Source organism: Pseudidiomarina sp. WS423, assembly GCF_050750165.1.
Classification (GTDB): Bacteria; Pseudomonadota; Gammaproteobacteria; order Enterobacterales; family Alteromonadaceae; genus Pseudidiomarina; species Pseudidiomarina fusca.
The window spans coordinates 21,962-39,245 of the sequence record NZ_JBOJLN010000014.1 but is presented as its reverse complement, the minus strand read 5'-3'; the positions used below and the strand labels follow the sequence as shown (position 1 = coordinate 39,245).

General features: G+C 48.2%; 16 protein-coding genes. 10 read left to right on the top strand and 6 right to left on the bottom strand.

Going from position 1 to position 17,284, the window contains the following annotated elements; all coding sequences use genetic code 11:
- Nucleotides 1-37 precede the first annotated feature (37 nt).
- Nucleotides 38-1,411: a Na+/H+ antiporter NhaC family protein gene (locus tag ACQ661_RS10460; RefSeq protein ID WP_431668295.1), complete on the bottom strand. Its 1,374-nt coding sequence runs from the start codon at nt 1,409-1,411 to the stop codon at nt 38-40.
- A gap of 155 nt (nt 1,412-1,566) precedes the next feature.
- On the opposite strand from ACQ661_RS10460, the gene ACQ661_RS10455 reads away from it, so the two are divergent.
- Entirely contained in the window at nt 1,567-2,436 is an 870-nt protein-coding gene (locus ACQ661_RS10455; RefSeq protein ID WP_181394953.1) for a prephenate dehydratase, read from the top strand.
- Nucleotides 2,437-2,446: 10 nt separating this feature from the next.
- On the opposite strand, the gene dinB is transcribed toward ACQ661_RS10455, so the two are convergent.
- Entirely contained in the window at nt 2,447-3,529 is a 1,083-nt protein-coding gene (gene dinB, locus ACQ661_RS10450; protein WP_313933263.1) for a DNA polymerase IV, read from the bottom strand.
- Between the two features lie 140 nt (nt 3,530-3,669).
- Between dinB and ACQ661_RS10445 the strand changes: the two genes are divergently transcribed.
- Both ACQ661_RS10445 and ACQ661_RS10440 read left to right on the top strand, forming a co-directional pair.
- Entirely contained in the window at nt 3,670-4,047 is a 378-nt protein-coding gene (locus ACQ661_RS10445; RefSeq protein ID WP_219968260.1) for a c-type cytochrome, read from the top strand.
- A gap of 184 nt (nt 4,048-4,231) precedes the next feature.
- The gene (locus tag ACQ661_RS10440) at nt 4,232-6,862 is read left to right on the top strand and encodes a sensor domain-containing phosphodiesterase (RefSeq protein WP_431668294.1); all 2,631 of its coding nucleotides are present in this window, start codon (nt 4,232-4,234) and stop codon (nt 6,860-6,862) included.
- On the opposite strand, the gene rep is transcribed toward ACQ661_RS10440, so the two are convergent.
- Nucleotides 6,859-8,871 (bottom strand): DNA helicase Rep, encoded by a 2,013-nt coding sequence (gene rep, locus ACQ661_RS10435; protein WP_431668293.1) that lies wholly within the window; start codon nt 8,869-8,871, stop codon nt 6,859-6,861. The genes ACQ661_RS10440 and rep overlap by 4 nt on opposite strands.
- Before the next feature lie 134 nt (nt 8,872-9,005).
- Here rep and ACQ661_RS10430 point away from each other — a divergent pair, with 134 nt between their 5' ends.
- The 3 genes from ACQ661_RS10430 (at nt 9,006) to ACQ661_RS10420 (ending at nt 11,638) form a co-directional block, all read left to right on the top strand.
- Entirely contained in the window at nt 9,006-9,245 is a 240-nt protein-coding gene (locus tag ACQ661_RS10430) for an accessory factor UbiK family protein (RefSeq protein WP_110076729.1), read from the top strand.
- Between the two features lie 6 nt (nt 9,246-9,251).
- On the top strand, nt 9,252-9,992 hold the full coding sequence (locus tag ACQ661_RS10425) for a ferredoxin--NADP reductase (RefSeq protein WP_110076730.1): 741 nt from the start codon (nt 9,252-9,254) through the stop codon (nt 9,990-9,992).
- Between the two features lie 119 nt (nt 9,993-10,111).
- Nucleotides 10,112-11,638, top strand: a complete 1,527-nt coding sequence (locus ACQ661_RS10420; protein WP_110076765.1) for a YifB family Mg chelatase-like AAA ATPase — start codon at nt 10,112-10,114, stop codon at nt 11,636-11,638.
- On the opposite strand, the gene ltaE is transcribed toward ACQ661_RS10420, so the two are convergent.
- Nucleotides 11,624-12,646, bottom strand: a complete 1,023-nt coding sequence (gene ltaE / locus ACQ661_RS10415; protein ID WP_110076731.1) for a low-specificity L-threonine aldolase — start codon at nt 12,644-12,646, stop codon at nt 11,624-11,626. The genes ACQ661_RS10420 and ltaE overlap by 15 nt on opposite strands.
- A 4-nt stretch (nt 12,647-12,650) precedes the next feature.
- Nucleotides 12,651-13,316: a hypothetical protein gene (locus ACQ661_RS10410; RefSeq protein ID WP_110076732.1), complete on the bottom strand. Its 666-nt coding sequence runs from the start codon at nt 13,314-13,316 to the stop codon at nt 12,651-12,653.
- A gap of 126 nt (nt 13,317-13,442) precedes the next feature.
- Between ACQ661_RS10410 and ACQ661_RS10405 the strand changes: the two genes are divergently transcribed.
- The 4 genes from ACQ661_RS10405 to ACQ661_RS10390 all read left to right on the top strand — a co-directional run bounded on the left by ACQ661_RS10405 (nt 13,443) and on the right by ACQ661_RS10390 (nt 16,335).
- Nucleotides 13,443-14,414 (top strand): PLP-dependent cysteine synthase family protein, encoded by a 972-nt coding sequence (locus ACQ661_RS10405; RefSeq protein WP_110076733.1) that lies wholly within the window; start codon nt 13,443-13,445, stop codon nt 14,412-14,414.
- Nucleotides 14,415-14,416: 2 nt separating this feature from the next.
- Nucleotides 14,417-15,580: a cystathionine gamma-synthase gene (locus ACQ661_RS10400; RefSeq protein ID WP_110076734.1), complete on the top strand. Its 1,164-nt coding sequence runs from the start codon at nt 14,417-14,419 to the stop codon at nt 15,578-15,580.
- Between the two features lie 89 nt (nt 15,581-15,669).
- Entirely contained in the window at nt 15,670-15,879 is a 210-nt protein-coding gene (locus ACQ661_RS10395) for a hypothetical protein (RefSeq protein ID WP_431668292.1), read from the top strand.
- Nucleotides 15,880-15,915: 36 nt separating this feature from the next.
- Nucleotides 15,916-16,335: a VOC family protein gene (locus ACQ661_RS10390; RefSeq protein WP_431668291.1), complete on the top strand. Its 420-nt coding sequence runs from the start codon at nt 15,916-15,918 to the stop codon at nt 16,333-16,335.
- Here ACQ661_RS10390 and ACQ661_RS10385 read toward each other — a convergent pair.
- Nucleotides 16,317-17,258 carry a threonine ammonia-lyase gene (locus tag ACQ661_RS10385; RefSeq protein WP_431668290.1) on the bottom strand — a complete coding sequence of 314 codons (942 nt, stop codon included), beginning with the start codon at nt 17,256-17,258 and terminating at the stop codon, nt 16,317-16,319. The genes ACQ661_RS10390 and ACQ661_RS10385 overlap by 19 nt on opposite strands.
- Between the last annotated feature and the right edge of the window lie 26 nt (nt 17,259-17,284).

Below are 17,284 nucleotides of genomic sequence, written 5' to 3'. Positions count from 1 at the left end.
CAAATAGTTGGTAGCAAAAACAAATCAGCTGGCGAGCTTAAAGCATCAGCCAGCTTGCCACTGTATATAAAATTACCGTAAGCCCACCAGCAACCAGTGCATAAGGTAACTGGGTGCGAACATGGTCAAGCAAATCGCTGCCTGACGCCAGCGCAGATACAGCTGTGGTATCTGAAATGGGTGAGCAATGGTCACCGAAAACCCCTCCGCCAAGCACCGCGGCCAAAAGTAGGGGAGCTGGCAAATCTAGTGCTATTATTAAGGGTGCCGCAATCGGGATTAGAATAGCAAAAGTGCCCCACGAGGTGCCGGTGGTAAAGCTAATCAGGGCACCAGCAATAAATAGCATCGGGGCTATCAGTACCAACGGTAGATAGTCACCGACTAACCCGGCCAAAAAAGTTCCTGTGCCAAGTTCACGGACGCTAGCACCAAGCGCTAATGATAACAAAACGATAGTTACCAGCGGTAATAATTCGCTCATGCCTTTAAAGCCAATCGTCACTAATTGCTGATGGCTGTTACGACGGCTGACCAAGAGCATCAAGTAGGCGACCAAACAGGCTAACGCTGTAGCATAAAGCACTGATTTTGAGCCATCACCAGCGGTTAGATTACCGTCGCCCGTAATCACCATAAATGCGATCATTCCCACGACCATGACGGTTAAAGGTACCAGCATGTAACGCGCCTTGCTGTTGCTTGGGGCCTGCGGCTGGATATCTTGCGGTGGCTGGGGTTGTTGTTCATGTTTAGCTAATGCGCCATGTACTTTGCCACTAATGGCAGTATAAAACACCAGAGCTAAGGTAATGAGTGCGTAAAAGTTGAATGGAATGGTCGCCCAGAGGGTGGCAACCGAAGACCCCGGCAGTTGCTGTTGTTCTAACATACCGAGCACGTAGGCACCCCAGCCATTAAGCAGAATCAAAATACAGATGGGAGCGCTGGTACTATCAATCAAATAGGCCAATCGCGCTCTACTCATGCCTAGCTTCTCAAATAAGCCGCGAGATAATATACCCGCAGTGAGCACACTAAGGTTGGATTCAATAAATATAAAAACTCCGGTAAAAACGGTCATTAAGCTGGCACTGCGCTTCGTTTTGCCAAAACCACGTTTGAGTAAACTATTGACCATGGCAGTCACGCCACCAGACTCACGCACATAGGCAAGCAGCGCACCTACCAGCAAACTAAAAATGAGAATACGAGTGTTACCGGCCGAACTAAAGACGGCAATGATACGCTCTAGCATGGCAGCACCAGCGCTCCAAAGTGGCTGCTGATGGTGTAAAAGTAATAATAATTCTGAGGTAAAAATGGCAAGGAGTAGCGCAACAATCACTTCTTTGCGCCAAAAAACCACGATAATGGCTACCAAGGGGGGTAGCAATGTGAGCCAATCCATACGCATCTGCCTTGAGCGATAAAGTCAGCAGCCATACTGCCAATACCTAGATGCTAATTCAATACAATCTGTAACTTTTATCTGTGAATAAAAGCGTGTAAGTTAATCTCACTGCAACTCATACAAAGATATCGTTAAAGGATGTAAAGCATCTCGTGCCAGCCACTAGCAGTTCAGCCACTTTTCTCGCAACTTTGGGTCCTTCAGGTACGTTCTCAGAGTTAGCTGCGCGTGAGGTATTGCGCCTACCGCAATTTACCAAGGCGCCGCCTACGATAAGTTTCTACAGCTCTCTTTCCCGAACGCTGCAGGCCATCCCTGAGCAGGCGGGGATTGCGGTAGTGCCGTTAGAAAATATCGTTGAGGGGATTGTTTCACCAGTCGTTGATAGCTTTCTAAAGCAGCCTTTGCAAATTATTGCTGAGGTGGCTATTCCGGTGCGCTTTTCGGTAGTTGCAAATCACCCACAGCCGGACGTCATTTTTGCGCAGTTTGTTGCCCAAGGACAATGCAGCGATTGGTTATCGCAACATGATATTGAGGTGATTTCTACCGCCAGCAATACCGCAGCGTTGGCGCAGTTGCAAGCAACAACCCAGGCAGCGGCAGCAATCATTCCGGAGCACCTGTTGGCAGCGGCCGAGCCTAATGCTAGCGCAGCGGACTGGGCTTGGGTGGAACATGATGTGACAGATTACGCCCACAATGTCACTCGATTTGTGGCGGTACAGCAGCCGCAGCCTTTAGCCGCACCGGATCATTCGATACGCTATAAATCTTCGATAGTTATTGTCGATGACGCTGACCATCCGGGGCTCTTACTCGAGCACTTACAAGCTTTTGCGGTTCATCAAATCAACCTATTGGCGTTGGTGTCGCGACCAACCGGGCAGCGTTTCGGGCACTATCACTTTTTTATCGAGTTTGAAGGGCACTTACAGCATCCTCGCGTACAGGCTGCGTTAAGTGCGATTGAGTTGCGTAACCAGGTGATTCAGTTAGGCAGCTATGAGTTTAGCTCCTAGTCGCAATCGCTTACTCCAGCTCCAATTCCAATTGCAGGGCATCATCAGGGTCGGGTAGCGCCACGCTGATGCCAATGAGCCGGACTTGCCGTTGCTGGCGCCTATCCCAGGCATCTCGTAGCAGTTGATAAAATAAGCTGGGTGACGCTAAGTTAGCTGTTCGGGATACGGTTGTTTGTTGAAAATCTGAAAATTTTAACTTAATCGTCTGGCTTTTAATGAAGGCTTGCTGCCAGTTACTCACTTTCATCCGCTTCTGCAATTGCGGCAGTAGCACTTGTTCAAGGAACTGTTCGAGTTGGCGTAGGCTCGTGGCATCTTGGCTTAGGGTTTCTTCCACTCCAACACTTTTGCGCACACGCTCGGTAATCACAGCTCTTGGGTCGTTACCTAAACAACGTTGATAAACTAACCAGCCGGCCTTTTCGCCTAAAATGCGTTGTAAACTGGTTAACTCAGCTTGTTGGACATCTTTACCTAAAAATAAGCCAGCGTAATGCAATTTTTGTAAACTTTTCGGTCCAATTCCAGGGATTCGCTTTAGATCTAATTGCGCAAGATAAGCGCTCACTTGCTCTGGGGTTACTAAATACTGACCATCAGGCTTGTTTTCTTCGCTAGCTATTTTAGCTACCATCTTTTGATTAGAAATGCCCGCCGATGCGGTTAAACCTAGCGCTCGTAGTTGCTCTCGAATAGCACTAACTGTTAAGCTGGCACTCCCTTGATAGTGCTGATTGTGGGTAAGGTCTAAATAGAATTCGTCGATAGAAGCAGGTTCAATCGTCTCGGTATACTGTTGTAGTACCTCGAAAACTTGATTGGACATAGCGCGATAGTAAGCATGATCGGGGCGCACGAAGATAAGTTGTGGGCATAATCGTCGAGCCTGGCTGCCGGCCATTGCACTGCGCACGCCATATTGCCGCGCTAAATAATTAGCAGTAGCAACCACTCCGCGATCTCCGCCACCACCCACCGCAAAAGGCTTATCGCGCAGTTGTGGTTGGCGCAAGAGTTCAGCACTGGCAAAGAAAGCATCCAGATCCAAAAGGGCAATTTTACGCGTATCTAAGCTAGGATTGGTTGACATTGCACGGAAGTATTTAACCTTGAGTGGAATCTGGCTATAATCGCAACAACAAACCGAGCGTGCAAGCTCATTAGTTCAATCAGGAGTTTACTGTGAACGTATTATCTATTTTTAAATCTAGCCGTTTAATGGTTGCCGCAATGGCATTTGTCGTAGGTGGTGCAAGTGCTGCTGTAGTACCACAACAAAGTACCGCAGATATTAAAGAGCGCATTGCACCGGTAGCGCAAGTACGGGTAGCTGGAGCTGCTCCAGCCGCAGCTGCAAGTTCTGGTGGCGCGCGTTCTGGTGAAGCAGTTTACAACAAGTTCTGTGTTGCTTGTCATACCTCTGGGGTGTTAGGTGCTCCTAAATTAAACAATGCAGCCGATTGGGAGCCACGCTTAGCTCAAGGCATGGATACAGTGCTGAAGCATGCTATTGAAGGTATCAATGCGATGCCACCTAAAGGTACCTGTAACGACTGTAGCGATGAAGAAATCCAAGCTGCTATCGATTTTATGATTGCTGAAATTTAATAGTTAGCATTCATAACATGAATATAAAAAACCGCTTCGGCGGTTTTTTTGTGTCTATAATTTGAGCTGATTTTTATAAATCTCTTTGTAATTTAGCAATGTAAATATATACTTTGAGGTTGGTTAGTTTTAAAACAATAAATAAAACAAAAACAACAATTAAACAAAACGAAACAGCTAGCTTATGCCTACGTCAACAGGGATGCAGCCTGAAGCTCAAACTTCAGCAGTGCAGAACACCGAAAGCAAAGAAATTACGCGCCTGCGTAAGGCTGTTGCGCGTCTGCAAAAACTAGCACTTAAATATCGCCAATCTGAAGTGGTGCAAAAAGCACTGTTTAAAATCTCTGAATTAGCCTCTTCTGTACAAAACATGCAAGATTTCTACGCGTCGGTGCACGCCATTATTGGCGAGCTGATGGATGCTCGAAACTTTTACATTTGTTTGTATGACCAAGCTAAAGACACGGTTCAGTTTGTCTATTTTGTGGATGAATATGATGATTTTCCGGCCCTTGAGCAAGTGATTCCGGCTGAGATGCTAGGGCAAGGCTTAACCGGTTATGTGATGCGTACGGGTAAGCCATTTTTGTATGATATTGAGGTCTTTGAACGGTTAAAAGAGCGAGGTGAAATTCGCGACTTAGGGTCACCTCCAGTAGACTGGTTAGGGGTGCCTTTGCGCTCAAATGGTCAAGTGGTTGGTGCCATGGTGGTGCAGAGTTACTCTGAGCAGATTCGCTACACAGAGCAAGACCAAGAGTTATTGTTATTCGTTTCGCAACACATTGTAAATGCTTTAGATAGAGTTCGTCAGCGTGAATACATGCAGGCAGAAATTGCTCGTCAAACCGCAAAATTACGGCAGATTAATGATGATCTGATTAATGAAATTAGTGTCCGTGAGCGAGCTGAAAAATTAACCTCCGTGTTGTTTGCGATTTCGGAAATTACCAACACCTCTGAGTCCATGCAAACCTTCTATGAACAGCTTTATCGACAGATAGGGATGCTCATCAATAACGATAACTTCTTTGTTGCTCTGATTAATCAAGACCGAGGTGTGCTGGAGTTTCCCTACAGTGTTGATGCCTATGATGGCAATTTACAACGCGAACGTAAGTTAGCTAAAGGCATGACCGAGTATGTTATCCGTCATGCGCAACCGGTATTCATTGACCGAGCCAAGTATCAACAGCTGGTACAGGCAGGTGAAGTGGAAGATGCGGTAAGCTATTACGGTACTCATCCAACGCAGTGGTTGGGCTCGCCTTTGGTGGTTGAAGACGAAGTGATTGGGGTGTTATCCGTGCAAACCTACGTGAATGACATCACCTATAAGCAGGACGATTTAGAGCTTCTTAACTTCGTATCACAACATGTTGCGGTAGCCATCGAGCGCCGTCGGAATGCCGATGAAGTTAAACGCGTTAATGCCTATCTTGAGCGTAAGGTAGCGGAGCGTACAGAAGAGCTGGTTAGCGAAATTGAGCGCCGTAAAAAAGTAGAAGAAAAACTATTCTATGACGCGCACCATGATGCGTTAACGGGCTTACCGAATCGCTCCATGTTTACTGAGCGGTTACAGCAAACGCTGAAGCATAAAAAGCGTTTCCCGCACCATAATTTTGCGGTGCTGTTTGTTGATTTAGACCGCTTCAAAAATATTAATGACACGCTAGGCCATTCGGCGGGTGATGAGTTCTTGCTTGAAGCGAGTCGTCGGATTGGTGAGTGCATTCGCGATAATGACACAGTGGCACGATTAGGTGGCGATGAGTTTGTTATTTTACTAGATATGATTCGCCATATTGACGATGCTAGAGATGTTGCATCGCGCATTATTGAAAAAATGCGATTGCCGTTTGTCTTTGGTGAGAGCGAACATTATTCGGGTGCCAGCGTGGGTATCGCCGAGTGTAAATCGCGCAATGATTCGGCAGAGCGTTTACTGCGCGATGCTGATGCTGCCATGTATCAAGCAAAAAGTATGGGCCGCGGTCGCTATGTGGTCTTTGATGAAAGTATTCACCAGGATTTGGTGGCCTCGTTGCATCGCGAAACCGAATTGCGGCATGCTCAATTTGACCAAGATTTTGTATTACAACAGTTTACCTTAGCCGATCTGCGCGATAACACAGAAGTTGCCCGTGAATTGCAACTAAGGTGGCAACGCGATGATAGCTTGCTTCCGGCAGATCGCTTTAATGCAGTAGCTGACAAAACCGGGATGACGCTGGCGCTTGATCATTGGATGCTGAAACGCTGTTGCGCTATTTTACAGGCTGAAGATCAGCCGTTACCTATCTATGTGGGCCTGTCTAGTAAGCATCTTTATAAACTGGCAGATGTGAAGGTATTAATTGATATCATCACTAACTCTGGAGTTGCGCCAGAGTCGTTAATCCTAGAGTTTAGTGAGACTGAGCTTAATGATAACTCCAAACGCCAGCTGAGCTGTTTGCGTCAGTTAGCTGAGCTCGGGGTAGGTTTGGCGCTGAACGAGTTTGGCCGTAGTGCAGGAGCACTGCAATTTATTTTGAATTATCCCTTTACCCATGTGAAGTTAGACCCGCGCTTTGTGGCGGACATTGCGACCAGCCAAAGAGCACAAGTGATGGTACGAAATGTGGTGCATCTATGCCGCGATCTAGCCATCGAAATTGCCGCAGCGGGCGTTGATAATCACGATCAATTACAGGCGCTTATCCATAATGGCGTGAATATCGGGCAAGGCCAATTGTTTGGAGAGCCCCAGCAAGTAAAGTCACCATTCAATGCCCAGCCGACCAGTAAGTCGGCAACGCGAGCTTAATCTTCCATAGCTTTACGCAGTAGTGCGATCCCTGATAACCGTGTTTGCTCTTGCTGAGCTTCTGTGGCTATGGTTTGCTCTTCCCACTCTAAATCATCTTGGGGGAGTTCAAATAAAAATCTACTAGGCTCAGGGCGTAGGGTGTCACCATATTGTCGACGTTCTTTCGCCATGGTAAAGGTAAGCGACTGCTGTGCTCGAGTAATTCCTACGTAGGCAAGCCGGCGTTCTTCTTCCACCATGTTTTCATCAATACTGGATTGATGTGGGAGTAAACCTTCTTCCATGCCCACCATAAATACATGCGGGAACTCCAAGCCTTTGGATGCGTGCAAGGTCATCAACTGTACTTGATCGCCTTGTTCGGCTTCTTCTTGGCGCGACATCATGTCTCGTAAACACAATTTAGCTACCGTATCGGCAAGGCTAAGTGGCTCGTGTTCAGCATCACCCTTTAGCATATCTGACACCCACCGCATCAACTCATAGATGTTTTTCCAGCGCATTTCGGCGGCACTGACACTCGGGCTGGTTTCGTAAAGCCACTCTTCGTAGCCTATCGTTTTAAGCAAATCAAACAAGGCCGATGCAGCCTCTGGTTGATGGTCGCAACGTCGAGCACAGCGTTGTATCAGCTGACAAAAATATTGCACCGACTGAAACTCGCGTGCGCCCAAACGAGTTTTGAGTGCTTGATGGTTTGCTGCCTCAAGGAGCCCTGTATGCAGCTCGTGCGCTAACTCGCCGATCCGCTCCACGGTATTCGGACCGATGCCACGTTTGGGGCAGTTAATGATGCGAATAAAGGCGGTATCATCGGTTGGATTAACTAATAGCCTTAGATAGGCCATCATGTCTTTGATTTCGGCCCGCGCAAAAAAGCTTTGGCCGCCAGTCATACGATAGGGAATTCGGTTGGCAATCAAAGCTTTCTCGAAAATCCGTGCTTGATGATTGCCCCGATAAAGCAAGGCAAATTGCGAATAAGGAGTACGCTCGAGAAAGCGTCGACGCACAATTTCTGCGACCACTCGTTCAGCTTCATGTTCTTCATTACGCCCGTAAATAACCCGCAGTGGCACTCCGTATTCCATTTCTGAAAAGAGCTTCTTTTCAAAAACGTGGGGGTTATTCTCGATAAGAATATTCGCCGCTTTTAGAATCCGCCCATGGGAACGATAATTCTGCTCGAGTTTAATCACCTGCAACTGCGGAAAATCACGCTGTAACAAAGCCAAGTTTTGGGGCTGGGCCCCACGCCAAGAATAAATCGACTGATCGTCGTCACCTACCACCGTAAAGTTTGCTTGATCCCCCACCAGTAACCGAACGAGCTCGTACTGACTGGTATTGGTATCTTGATACTCATCAACCAAAAGGTACTGAAACTTCTGCTGCCAGCGCTGACGAACCGCCTCGTTAGTGCGCAGCAAGAGCGTTGGCAGTAAAATCAGATCGTCAAAGTCGAGTGCGTTGCAAGCTCTCATATTTTGTTGATAGCGCCGATAAAACTCAGCAAATAACTTATCATCATCGGTTTGCGCTTGGGCTAGTGCCTGATCGGGCAGGAGCATGGCATTTTTCCATTGCCCAATCTTGTGTTGTAAGCGTTTCAGGAGCTCTTTGTCTCCATCTAATTCAGGTTCAGTTAAGGCATTTAAGAGTGCCAGGCTGTCTTGATCATCAAATAAAGAGAAGCCCGCTTTCATGTTGAGCTGAGTGACTTCTTTTTTGATAATCGTTAAGCCCAAGGTGTGAAAAGTAGAAACCGTTAATCCACGGGTATACTCACGACCGAGAGTTTGCCCAACCCGCTCTTTCATTTCTTTGGCTGCTTTATTGGTAAAGGTCACCGCCGCAATATGTTTCGCTGGGTAACCACATCGAGTAATTAAATGGGCAATTTTTTCTGTAATGACTCGTGTTTTGCCACTACCTGCGCCAGCTAATACCAGTACCGGTCCAGTAATGGCCCGCACGGCCTCTTGTTGACGAGGGTTCAACAGCATGACGAATAAACAACCTTCTTGTTGGAGGTGACAAAAGCTGGGTAAAGCGTATGAAAAGCAGATTTTACCGCAACTTCTTGCTAAGCTAAACGTTAATGATGTCAGCCACCACCAGATAAAGATAAGGGGTTGTTATGGATGCGAAAAAAATAGAAGACATAGCCCGCCAGATTAATGACAGCATTCCTGCGGGGATCAAAGATTTAGCGGGTAGTTTTGAACAGCGCGTAAAAACTATTTTGCAGCAGCAGTTAGGCAAACTAGATGTGGTTACGCGTGAAGAATTAGATGTGCAGCAGCAGTTATTATTGCGTCTACGGCAGCGGGTAGAGCAGTTAGAGCGTGATTTAGCAGCAATGCAAAAACCAGAGTAAATCATCATGGCACAATGGCTAACGGGCGAAGTAGTTGAAAACTACGCCTGGAATCAAGATTTATTCACCTTAAAGGTGCGTACTCCTAAGTTTGATTTTATTGCGGGGCAATTTGTGCGTCTGGGTTTAGAAGTAGACGGGCAACGGATACAACGCGCGTATTCATTGGTTAACGCGCCCACCGCAGATGAATTGGAGTTTTTGGTCAATCGTATTCAAGATGGCTTGTTATCGCCGTTATTACATGGCTTACAGGCAGGGCAAAGAATTGAAGTATCACAGCCACCAAGTGGCTTTTTTACCCTGAACGAAGTGCCGGATGGTGAGAGCTTGTGGCTCATTGCGACCGGTACCGGGGTGGGGCCGTATTTTTCGATGCTAGGTACCGCAGAGCCTTGGCAACGGTTCAAACGGATTCATCTAGTTCATGCGGTGCGTTATGCCAGCGATTTAGCCTATCAGAACCTAGCGCAACAGTGGTTACAGCAGTATCCACAACAATTCAGCTATCAGCCGATAGTGAGTCGTGAGCAGGTTACCGGGGCTTTGTCGGGTCGGGTGCCGGCTTTGATTGAATCAGGAGCTTTGCAAGCGGCGCTAGCAGACCAGTTAGATAGCAGTGCACAAGTTATGCTTTGTGGTAATCCGGACATGATTCGTGATGCCAAGCAAGTGCTCGCAGATCTCGGGTTACCGAAAAATCTCCGGCGCAAGCCTGGTAATGTCACCATGGAGCATTACTGGTAAGTCATTTGCCGAGCAAGGTTGCGTAAAATCGGCAGCCGCAATCCGCTATTGCGATAGCAACAAGTGCTTCTTACCGCGCTAAACTGAGGTCTTTTCACCACGGAGTGGTTATGAGCTCAATCAGTTTAGCGCAAGTCTATACGCGCGCCTTGTATGGTATGGACGCCCCTTTAGTTACGGTAGAAGTTTGCCTAGCGGCGGGTCTGCCTGGTTTCAACATGGTCGGTTTACCGCAGGCTGGTGTGCGCGAAGCCAAGGATCGGGTTAGATCAGCGATTATGGCCAGCGGATATTTATTCCCCAAAGCAAAAAAAATCACCATCAATTTGGCTCCAGCAGATTTACCTAAGCACGGTGCGCGCTATGATCTTGCTATAGCTATCGGCATATTAGTGGCCGATAAGCAGTTGTCGTCGGCAAAAGTTGAAAGCCGTGAATTTTTTGGTGAGTTAACGCTTAACGGTGATTTACGTTCGGTATTAGGTGTTTTGCCGGCGGTATTGGCCTGTCGAGATGAGGGCCGAGAAGCTGTTATTCCCCTTGATAATGCCCCCGAAGCCAGCATCTTAAAGCAACAACAGTGTGTTGCGGCCATCAGCCTGCGCGATGTGGTGAGCCATTTGCAGGGCCCGCATGGGCTTCCTTATATCAAGTATCAAGAGCCCCATGTCGATTTGGAACCCTTTGGCGATGTTGCCGATGTCATTGGACAAGAGCAAGCGAAGCGGGCGCTATTGTTGGCGGCCATGGGAGGTCATCACTTACTTTTTGTAGGCCCCCCGGGCACTGGCAAAACCATGCTCGCCCAACGCCTGCTGGGGCTCTTGCCTCATTTGGCTGAACAAGAAGGCTTAGAAGTAGCCGCAGTACGGAGTATTTCAAACGCAACGGAGCAGCCCCAACATTGGCAGCAACGCTGTGTTCGAGCGCCGCACCATTCCTGTTCAGCAGCAGCACTGGTGGGCGGAGGTTCGCCACCACGGCCAGGTGAAATTTCTCTAGCTCATCGCTCAATTTTGTTTTTAGATGAGTTGCCAGAATTTCAGCGTCATGTGTTAGATTCACTGCGCGAACCCTTGGAGTCAGGTCACGTCACCATAAGCCGGGCGGGTTACCAAGCGCAGTTTCCAGCAAAGTTTCAACTGGTTTGTGCTCTTAATCCATCACCGTGCGGACAATTTGATGGCACCTTGGCAAGTGCGCGCTCGAGCCCAGAGCAAATCATGCGCTATCTTGGCAAGCTTTCTGGCCCCTTGCTTGATCGCATCGATATGCAAGTGGATGTGCCGCGACAGCCGGAGGTGCTCGCCCAGCGTGAGGTTGCTCAGCCACCGCTAACTTCGCTTTGGCGCCAACAAGTGGCCAGCGCACGCAAGGTACAACTGGCGCGACAAGGCTGTTTAAATGTTGAGCTTAAACCGAGTCAACTCGCAGAGCATTGCTGTTTGAGTGATGCGGATCATCAGTTCTTGGTGCAAGCCATCGAGCGCTTGCAGTTATCTCACCGGGCCTATCACCGCACCTTGCGGCTAGCGCGAACCATTGCCGACGCTGCACAAGCTTCGGAGATTCAGCGTAGCCATCTTGCCGAAAGTTTAAGTTATCGGGCTTTAGATCGGTTACTTCAACAATTACAACAACTTTAAGGCCTGATCAAAAGCAATGATCACGCGTTCAATATCCTGGCTGCTGATATCTAAATGAGTGACTAGTCGTAGCCGTTGGCCTGCTCCAACAATAATGCCCTGCTCACGTAAGTGTGTGCTCACTTTTTGCGCGTCGTCGGTGCTGTTGTAGTTGAGGTAAACCATGTTAGTTTGCGCTGGCTCTACGGTAATAGCAGCGCCGTTCTGGCTTAACTGCATTAATCCGTCGTGTAGTTGCTGTGCATGCCGATGATCGTCGGCAAGCCGCTCAAGATGATGGTCAAGGGCATAATCCATTGCGGCCGCTACGATCCCAGCTTGGCGCATGCCGCCACCGAGCATTTTGCGCCAGCGCCGGGCACGTTCGATGAGTTTGTGCGAACCTACCAAGACGGAGCCAATGGGCGTGCCTAGCCCTTTAGAAAAACAGATAGAGACACTATCGAAGGGTTCAACAAGGGTGGCCAGTGATTGTTTACTAGCTACACAGGCGTTAAAAATGCGGGCACCATCTAAATGCAGCTTAAGGCCATGTTTATTGCAAAGTTTACGTGCCTTGAGCATAAAGTCTTGGCTAATCACTTTACCCGTATGAGTATTCTCCAAAGATAGTAAGCGAGTGATTGGAAAATGCGGGTCATCGGGCTTAATTCGTTTTTCGACTTGAGTTAAGTTAAGCGTACCATCCGCTTCCAATTCAAACGGCTGCGGTACGATGCCACCTAGCACTGCGGCGCCACCAGCTTCATAGCGATAGGTGTGATATTCCTGACCAACTAAGTACTCATCGCCACGTTGACAGTGACTGAGGAGAGCTAATAAATTGGTTTGGGTACCACTACTAGCAATGAGCGCGGCTTCTTTACCAGCCAATTTGGCAATGCGTTGTTGCAATGCATTGATGGTAGGATCATCCCCAAAAACATCATCGCCAACGGGCGCTGCTGCCATTGCGGCACGCATGGCCGCTGTTGGTTTGGTGACCGTATCGCTCCGTAAATCTAGCATGGCTCTACTCCTGATAACCCCAAGCTGGTGGCGGTACTGGTATGGGTTGACTGAGATCAATGTGAACTTCAAATAAACGACCCGGCCGGCTCAATTGATAGCTTAGGGTATTGGCGTCAACAAACTCAAACGTCCAAGTATTGGTGGTAGACACATCCAATCCATTCGCGACAAACAAAGCTTTACTGGCCTCATCGACAGGAAATGCCTGCTTACTAGCGCTGCCAGCTTGTACAGTTTGGCCACCGTATGGTGAGACGGCATCCGCGCTACCATCTTCATGCAAATGATAATGTTGAAAATCAATAACTTCTTGTTGTTGAGTTTGTTGTCTGGTTAGTACCCATGTACGTGAACGATCGTCACCAACATGCAACGGCATCCGAATGGTATTAGCTTCACAATCGCGAATATGCACCACTAACGGATGATCCCAGGCTGGGCTCGGCTGATTATCGGCCACGATAGTGGCGCTGAAGGCTTGTCCGCAATAAGGTTTAAAAGCCGCCATGAACTGTTGTTGAGGGCTTTCGACCGAGGCTGTTGGTTGGCCGCAGGCACTTAACAGCAAGCCACTGGCAGCAATGGTGCTAAGGTACCAAGCTGGTTTCGCTCGGGTTAACAATGTACGCCTAACTTGCTGATACTGAGGTTGCGGTTGATTAGCCATGATTATCCTTTATTGTTATGTAGCTCAGGTGCTATTACTCTGCCACACCGGCTTTTGCTATGGAACACTGCACCGTGCGATAATGCCATTATATTTTAAGCGAACCTAGTAGCGGAATTCATTCATATGCATGTTTATCAGAACGTTTTAGAAATGATTGGCAACACGCCGATGGTCAAAGTTAGTAATATTGATACCGGCCCCTGTGAGTTGTATTTAAAATTAGAACTGCTGAATCCAGGCGGCTCTATTAAAGACCGTATTGCGGTAAGCATGATTGAAGCCGCTGAACAACAGGGCAAATTACGCCCTGGAATGACGATTATTGAAGCTACCGCAGGCAATACTGGTTTAGGCTTAGCCTTGGTTGCTGCCAGTAAAGGCTACCCGCTAAAAATTGTGATGCCAGACAAAATGTCGGCAGAAAAAGTGAATAACTTAAAAGCCATGGGTGCTGAAGTGATTCGTACTCGTTCAGACGTGGGTAAAGGCCACCCTGAATACTACCAAGATATGGCTGAGCGCTTGGCTGCTGAACATGGTTGGTTCTATGTGAATCAATTTACTAACCCAGCCAACGTGGCAGCTCATTATCGCACGACCGGACCTGAAATTTGGCAACAGATGCAAGGCCAGCTGGATGCCTTTGTGTGCGGCGTAGGTTCAGGCGGAACGCTATCCGGTATTGGTAGCTATTTACGCGAACAAAACCCACAGGTTGATTTGGTTCTCGCTGACCCAGAGGGCTCTATTTTAGAACCTTTGATTAATCGCAATGAAGAAGTAACTGCAGGTAGTTGGTTAGTAGAGGGCATAGGAGAAGATTTCGTGCCAGATATTTGTCAGATCAACTTAGCTAACAAAGCTTATGCTATCAGTGACAAAGAAGCCTTTCATACGGCCCGTGAGCTGTTGGTGAAAGAAGGCGTGATGGTAGGGTCATCAAGCGGTACTTTGATTGCTGCCGCGCTCCGCTATTGCCGTGAGCAAACCAGTCCTAAACGTGTGGTTACCTTGGCTTGTGACACTGGTAATCGCTATTTATCAAAACTCTACAATGACGATTGGATGGCCGAGAAAGGCCTGCTGGAGAAGTAATAATGGCTGACCAAAAGACACTAAAATTTGCAACTCGTGCTATTCATGGCGGACAAGCACCTGAACCGGCGACTGGCGCGGTCATGCCGCCTATTTTTACCAGCTCTACGTATATTCAAGAGAGCCCCGGTGTACACAAAGGGTTTGAGTATTCACGCTCGCACAACCCAACACGTTTTGCTTGGGAGCGCGCGGTAGCGAATCTTGAGGGCGGCCAGCATGGTTATGCGTTCGCTTCAGGGATGGCCGCAACCTCAACCATCATGGAACTGCTGAACAGCGGGGACCATGTGATCGCGATGGACGACTTGTACGGCGGTACCTTCCGTCTATTTGATAAGGTTCGTGGACGTTCAGCAGGGCTGAACTTCTCGTACGTCGATTTAACCGATCTAGCAGCAGTCGCTGCCGCTATTACTGGCAGTACCAAGATGATTTGGATTGAAACGCCAAGTAATCCGATGTTGAAGTTGGTTGATATTGCCGCCGTGTGCAAGCTAGCAAAGCAGCATAATATTTGGGTTGTGGTGGACAACACCTTTGCGACACCTTTTAATCAACGTCCGTTGGAGCTCGGCGCAGACGTGGTGATGCACTCAGCTACAAAATATTTGAACGGTCACTCAGATATGGTTGGTGGTATTGCGGTGGTTGGCGATAACGCCGAGATAGCTGAGCAAATGACCTTTTTACAAAATGCTGTAGGTGCTATTGCTGGGCCATTCGACAGTTATTTAGCGTTGCGTGGGGTGAAAACGCTGGCGTTGCGTATGCAGCACCATAATGCTGCTGCGCTCAAGATTGCACAATGGTTAGATCAGCATCCGCAAGTAGAAAAAGTCATTTACCCGGGCTTACCAAGTCACCCGCAACACCAGCTCGCTAAGCAACAAATGACCGGCTTTGGCGGCATGATTTCTATTTTATTGAAAGGCGACCTCGATAAAGCACGCCGCTTTTTAGAAGCTGTAGAAATTTTCGCTCTAGCGGAAAGCTTGGGCGGTGTGGAGAGCTTGATTGAGCATCCGGCGATCATGACCCATGCATCTATTCCTGCCGAAAACCGAGCCAAGTTGGGCATTCTTGACAACTTTGTAAGGATTTCAGTGGGGATTGAAGACGTTGAAGACCTTATTGCCGATTTAGATCGTGCTCTAAGCGCTTAATATGTCAGAAAATTTAAGCTTCTTTTACAATTCAATGAAGATAAGGTAGGCTTATTTCCACAATAATAACGAGACATTAAGGAACATCTATGCCTATTAGCCTGTTTTTATTGCAGGGTTTACTTGCGGCGTTGTTGTTTTATGGATTGGTAGGGCAGCACTATCGCCAGCCGTTGTGGAATACCTTAGCGGTACTAACTTTAGGGTTAGTACCGCCAGTGAATTGGTTGGTGCTTATGTTGGCAGTCGGCTACCGACTCTGGCATAAGCCAGCCTCAGCCATGCCGATTAAACATTAATTAAGACGATTAACGAGCCATGAGGCAGTAGGGTCAATGCAGTTACAACCTTTTCATTTGGCTATTCCAGTAAGCTCGATTGAGCAAGCGCGAGCCTTTTACGGTAACGTATTGGGCTTAGCTGAAGGGCGCAGCGCGGCACAATGGGTTGACTGGGATTTCTTTGGGCACCAATTAGTGACTCATTTAGCACCCGAGCGTGCTGGCGTGGCTCACCATAATCCGGTTGATGGGCATGAGGTTCCGGTACCTCACTTTGGCGTGGTGCTAACTATGCCGCAATGGCAGCAATTAGCTGAGCAAGTGACCGCGGCAGGCATCAAGTTTGTGATAGAGCCACATATTCGCTTCGCCGGCCAGCCGGGCGAACAAGCCACCATGTTCTTTTACGATTACTGTGGCAATGCACTTGAGTTTAAGGCCTTCCAAGACTTAGATCAGTTATTTGCTCGCTGACAATTACCACCACTAATAATCACGCCAATGCGCTTGCCCTGAAATAGCTCAGGGTAGCGCGTTATGGCTGCGATAACCGTTGCTGACGATGGCTCTATCCATTGTTGAGTGTGCTCCCATACAAGAGCTTGGGCTTGCAGCACTTGGTCATCATTCACCAGTAAAATCTTATCTACCCACGCTTTAATACGGGCAAAGGTATGCTCTCCGACGCGGGTGAGCAAGCCATCACAAATGCTCAACGGTGGCATTGCTGGTTGCAACACACCGGTTTTAAAACTGGCATAGCCATCGGCAGCTAATTCAGGTTCAATCCCATACACGTTGGCTACTTGGTGCTGCTTACCCACGATCGCAGTCCCGCTTAACAGACCGCCGCCACCAAGCGGGGCGAGTAACACATCTAACTCTGGATACTCTTGTAATAATTCTAGCGCCGCCGTGCCTTGGCCTTGCAGAATGTGAGGATGGTCGTAGGGTGGCACAAAGATGCCACCACTAGGTTCGCGAGCTGCGACAAAAGCTTCACGGGCAGCCATGCCAGGCTCTATATCGATCAATTCGGCGCCATAGCGCTGCATGTTCGCGCGTTTTATCGGTGAGGCATTGGTGGCGACCCCAACGGTTACCGCAATACCCAGCTGTTGCCCAGCCGCAGCTAAAGCGGCACCATGATTGCCTGAAGAAACCGTATACACCCCCGCTTGACGTTGCGCTGGGGTAAGCTGCAAAAGGGCATTACAAGCGCCTCGAAATTTAAACGCCCCCGTGTGTTGAGTATGTTCACATTTGAGCATCAAGGTAGCACCTAAAGCGTCATTAAGGTGCTGATTGACGATGACATTGGTACGCCGAGTGCGCCCCGCCAGTCGTTTTGCTGCTGCAACAACCTCAGAGTATTCGGTGTTTAGTGATAAATGCATGTATACTCCTGTGACTAAATAAATAT

What these genes read in the sequence shown, in the direction of transcription:
- ACQ661_RS10460 (WP_431668295.1), bottom strand. Translation starts at nt 1,411, where the DNA reads ATGGATTGGCTCACATTGCTACCCCCCTTGGTAGCCATTATCGTGGTT.
- dinB (WP_313933263.1), bottom strand. Translation starts at nt 3,529, where the DNA reads ATGTCAACCAATCCTAGCTTAGATACGCGTAAAATTGCCCTTTTGGAT.
- ACQ661_RS10445 (WP_219968260.1), top strand. Translation starts at nt 3,670, where the DNA reads ATGGCATTTGTCGTAGGTGGTGCAAGTGCTGCTGTAGTACCACAACAA.
- ACQ661_RS10440 (WP_431668294.1), top strand. Translation starts at nt 4,232, where the DNA reads ATGCCTACGTCAACAGGGATGCAGCCTGAAGCTCAAACTTCAGCAGTG.
- rep (WP_431668293.1), bottom strand. Translation starts at nt 8,871, where the DNA reads ATGCTGTTGAACCCTCGTCAACAAGAGGCCGTGCGGGCCATTACTGGA.
- ACQ661_RS10430 (WP_110076729.1), top strand. Translation starts at nt 9,006, where the DNA reads ATGGATGCGAAAAAAATAGAAGACATAGCCCGCCAGATTAATGACAGC.
- ACQ661_RS10425 (WP_110076730.1), top strand. Translation starts at nt 9,252, where the DNA reads ATGGCACAATGGCTAACGGGCGAAGTAGTTGAAAACTACGCCTGGAAT.
- ltaE (WP_110076731.1), bottom strand. Translation starts at nt 12,646, where the DNA reads ATGCTAGATTTACGGAGCGATACGGTCACCAAACCAACAGCGGCCATG.
- ACQ661_RS10410 (WP_110076732.1), bottom strand. Translation starts at nt 13,316, where the DNA reads ATGGCTAATCAACCGCAACCTCAGTATCAGCAAGTTAGGCGTACATTG.
- ACQ661_RS10405 (WP_110076733.1), top strand. Translation starts at nt 13,443, where the DNA reads ATGCATGTTTATCAGAACGTTTTAGAAATGATTGGCAACACGCCGATG.
- ACQ661_RS10400 (WP_110076734.1), top strand. Translation starts at nt 14,417, where the DNA reads ATGGCTGACCAAAAGACACTAAAATTTGCAACTCGTGCTATTCATGGC.
- ACQ661_RS10395 (WP_431668292.1), top strand. Translation starts at nt 15,670, where the DNA reads ATGCCTATTAGCCTGTTTTTATTGCAGGGTTTACTTGCGGCGTTGTTG.
- ACQ661_RS10390 (WP_431668291.1), top strand. Translation starts at nt 15,916, where the DNA reads ATGCAGTTACAACCTTTTCATTTGGCTATTCCAGTAAGCTCGATTGAG.
- ACQ661_RS10385 (WP_431668290.1), bottom strand. Translation starts at nt 17,258, where the DNA reads ATGCATTTATCACTAAACACCGAATACTCTGAGGTTGTTGCAGCAGCA.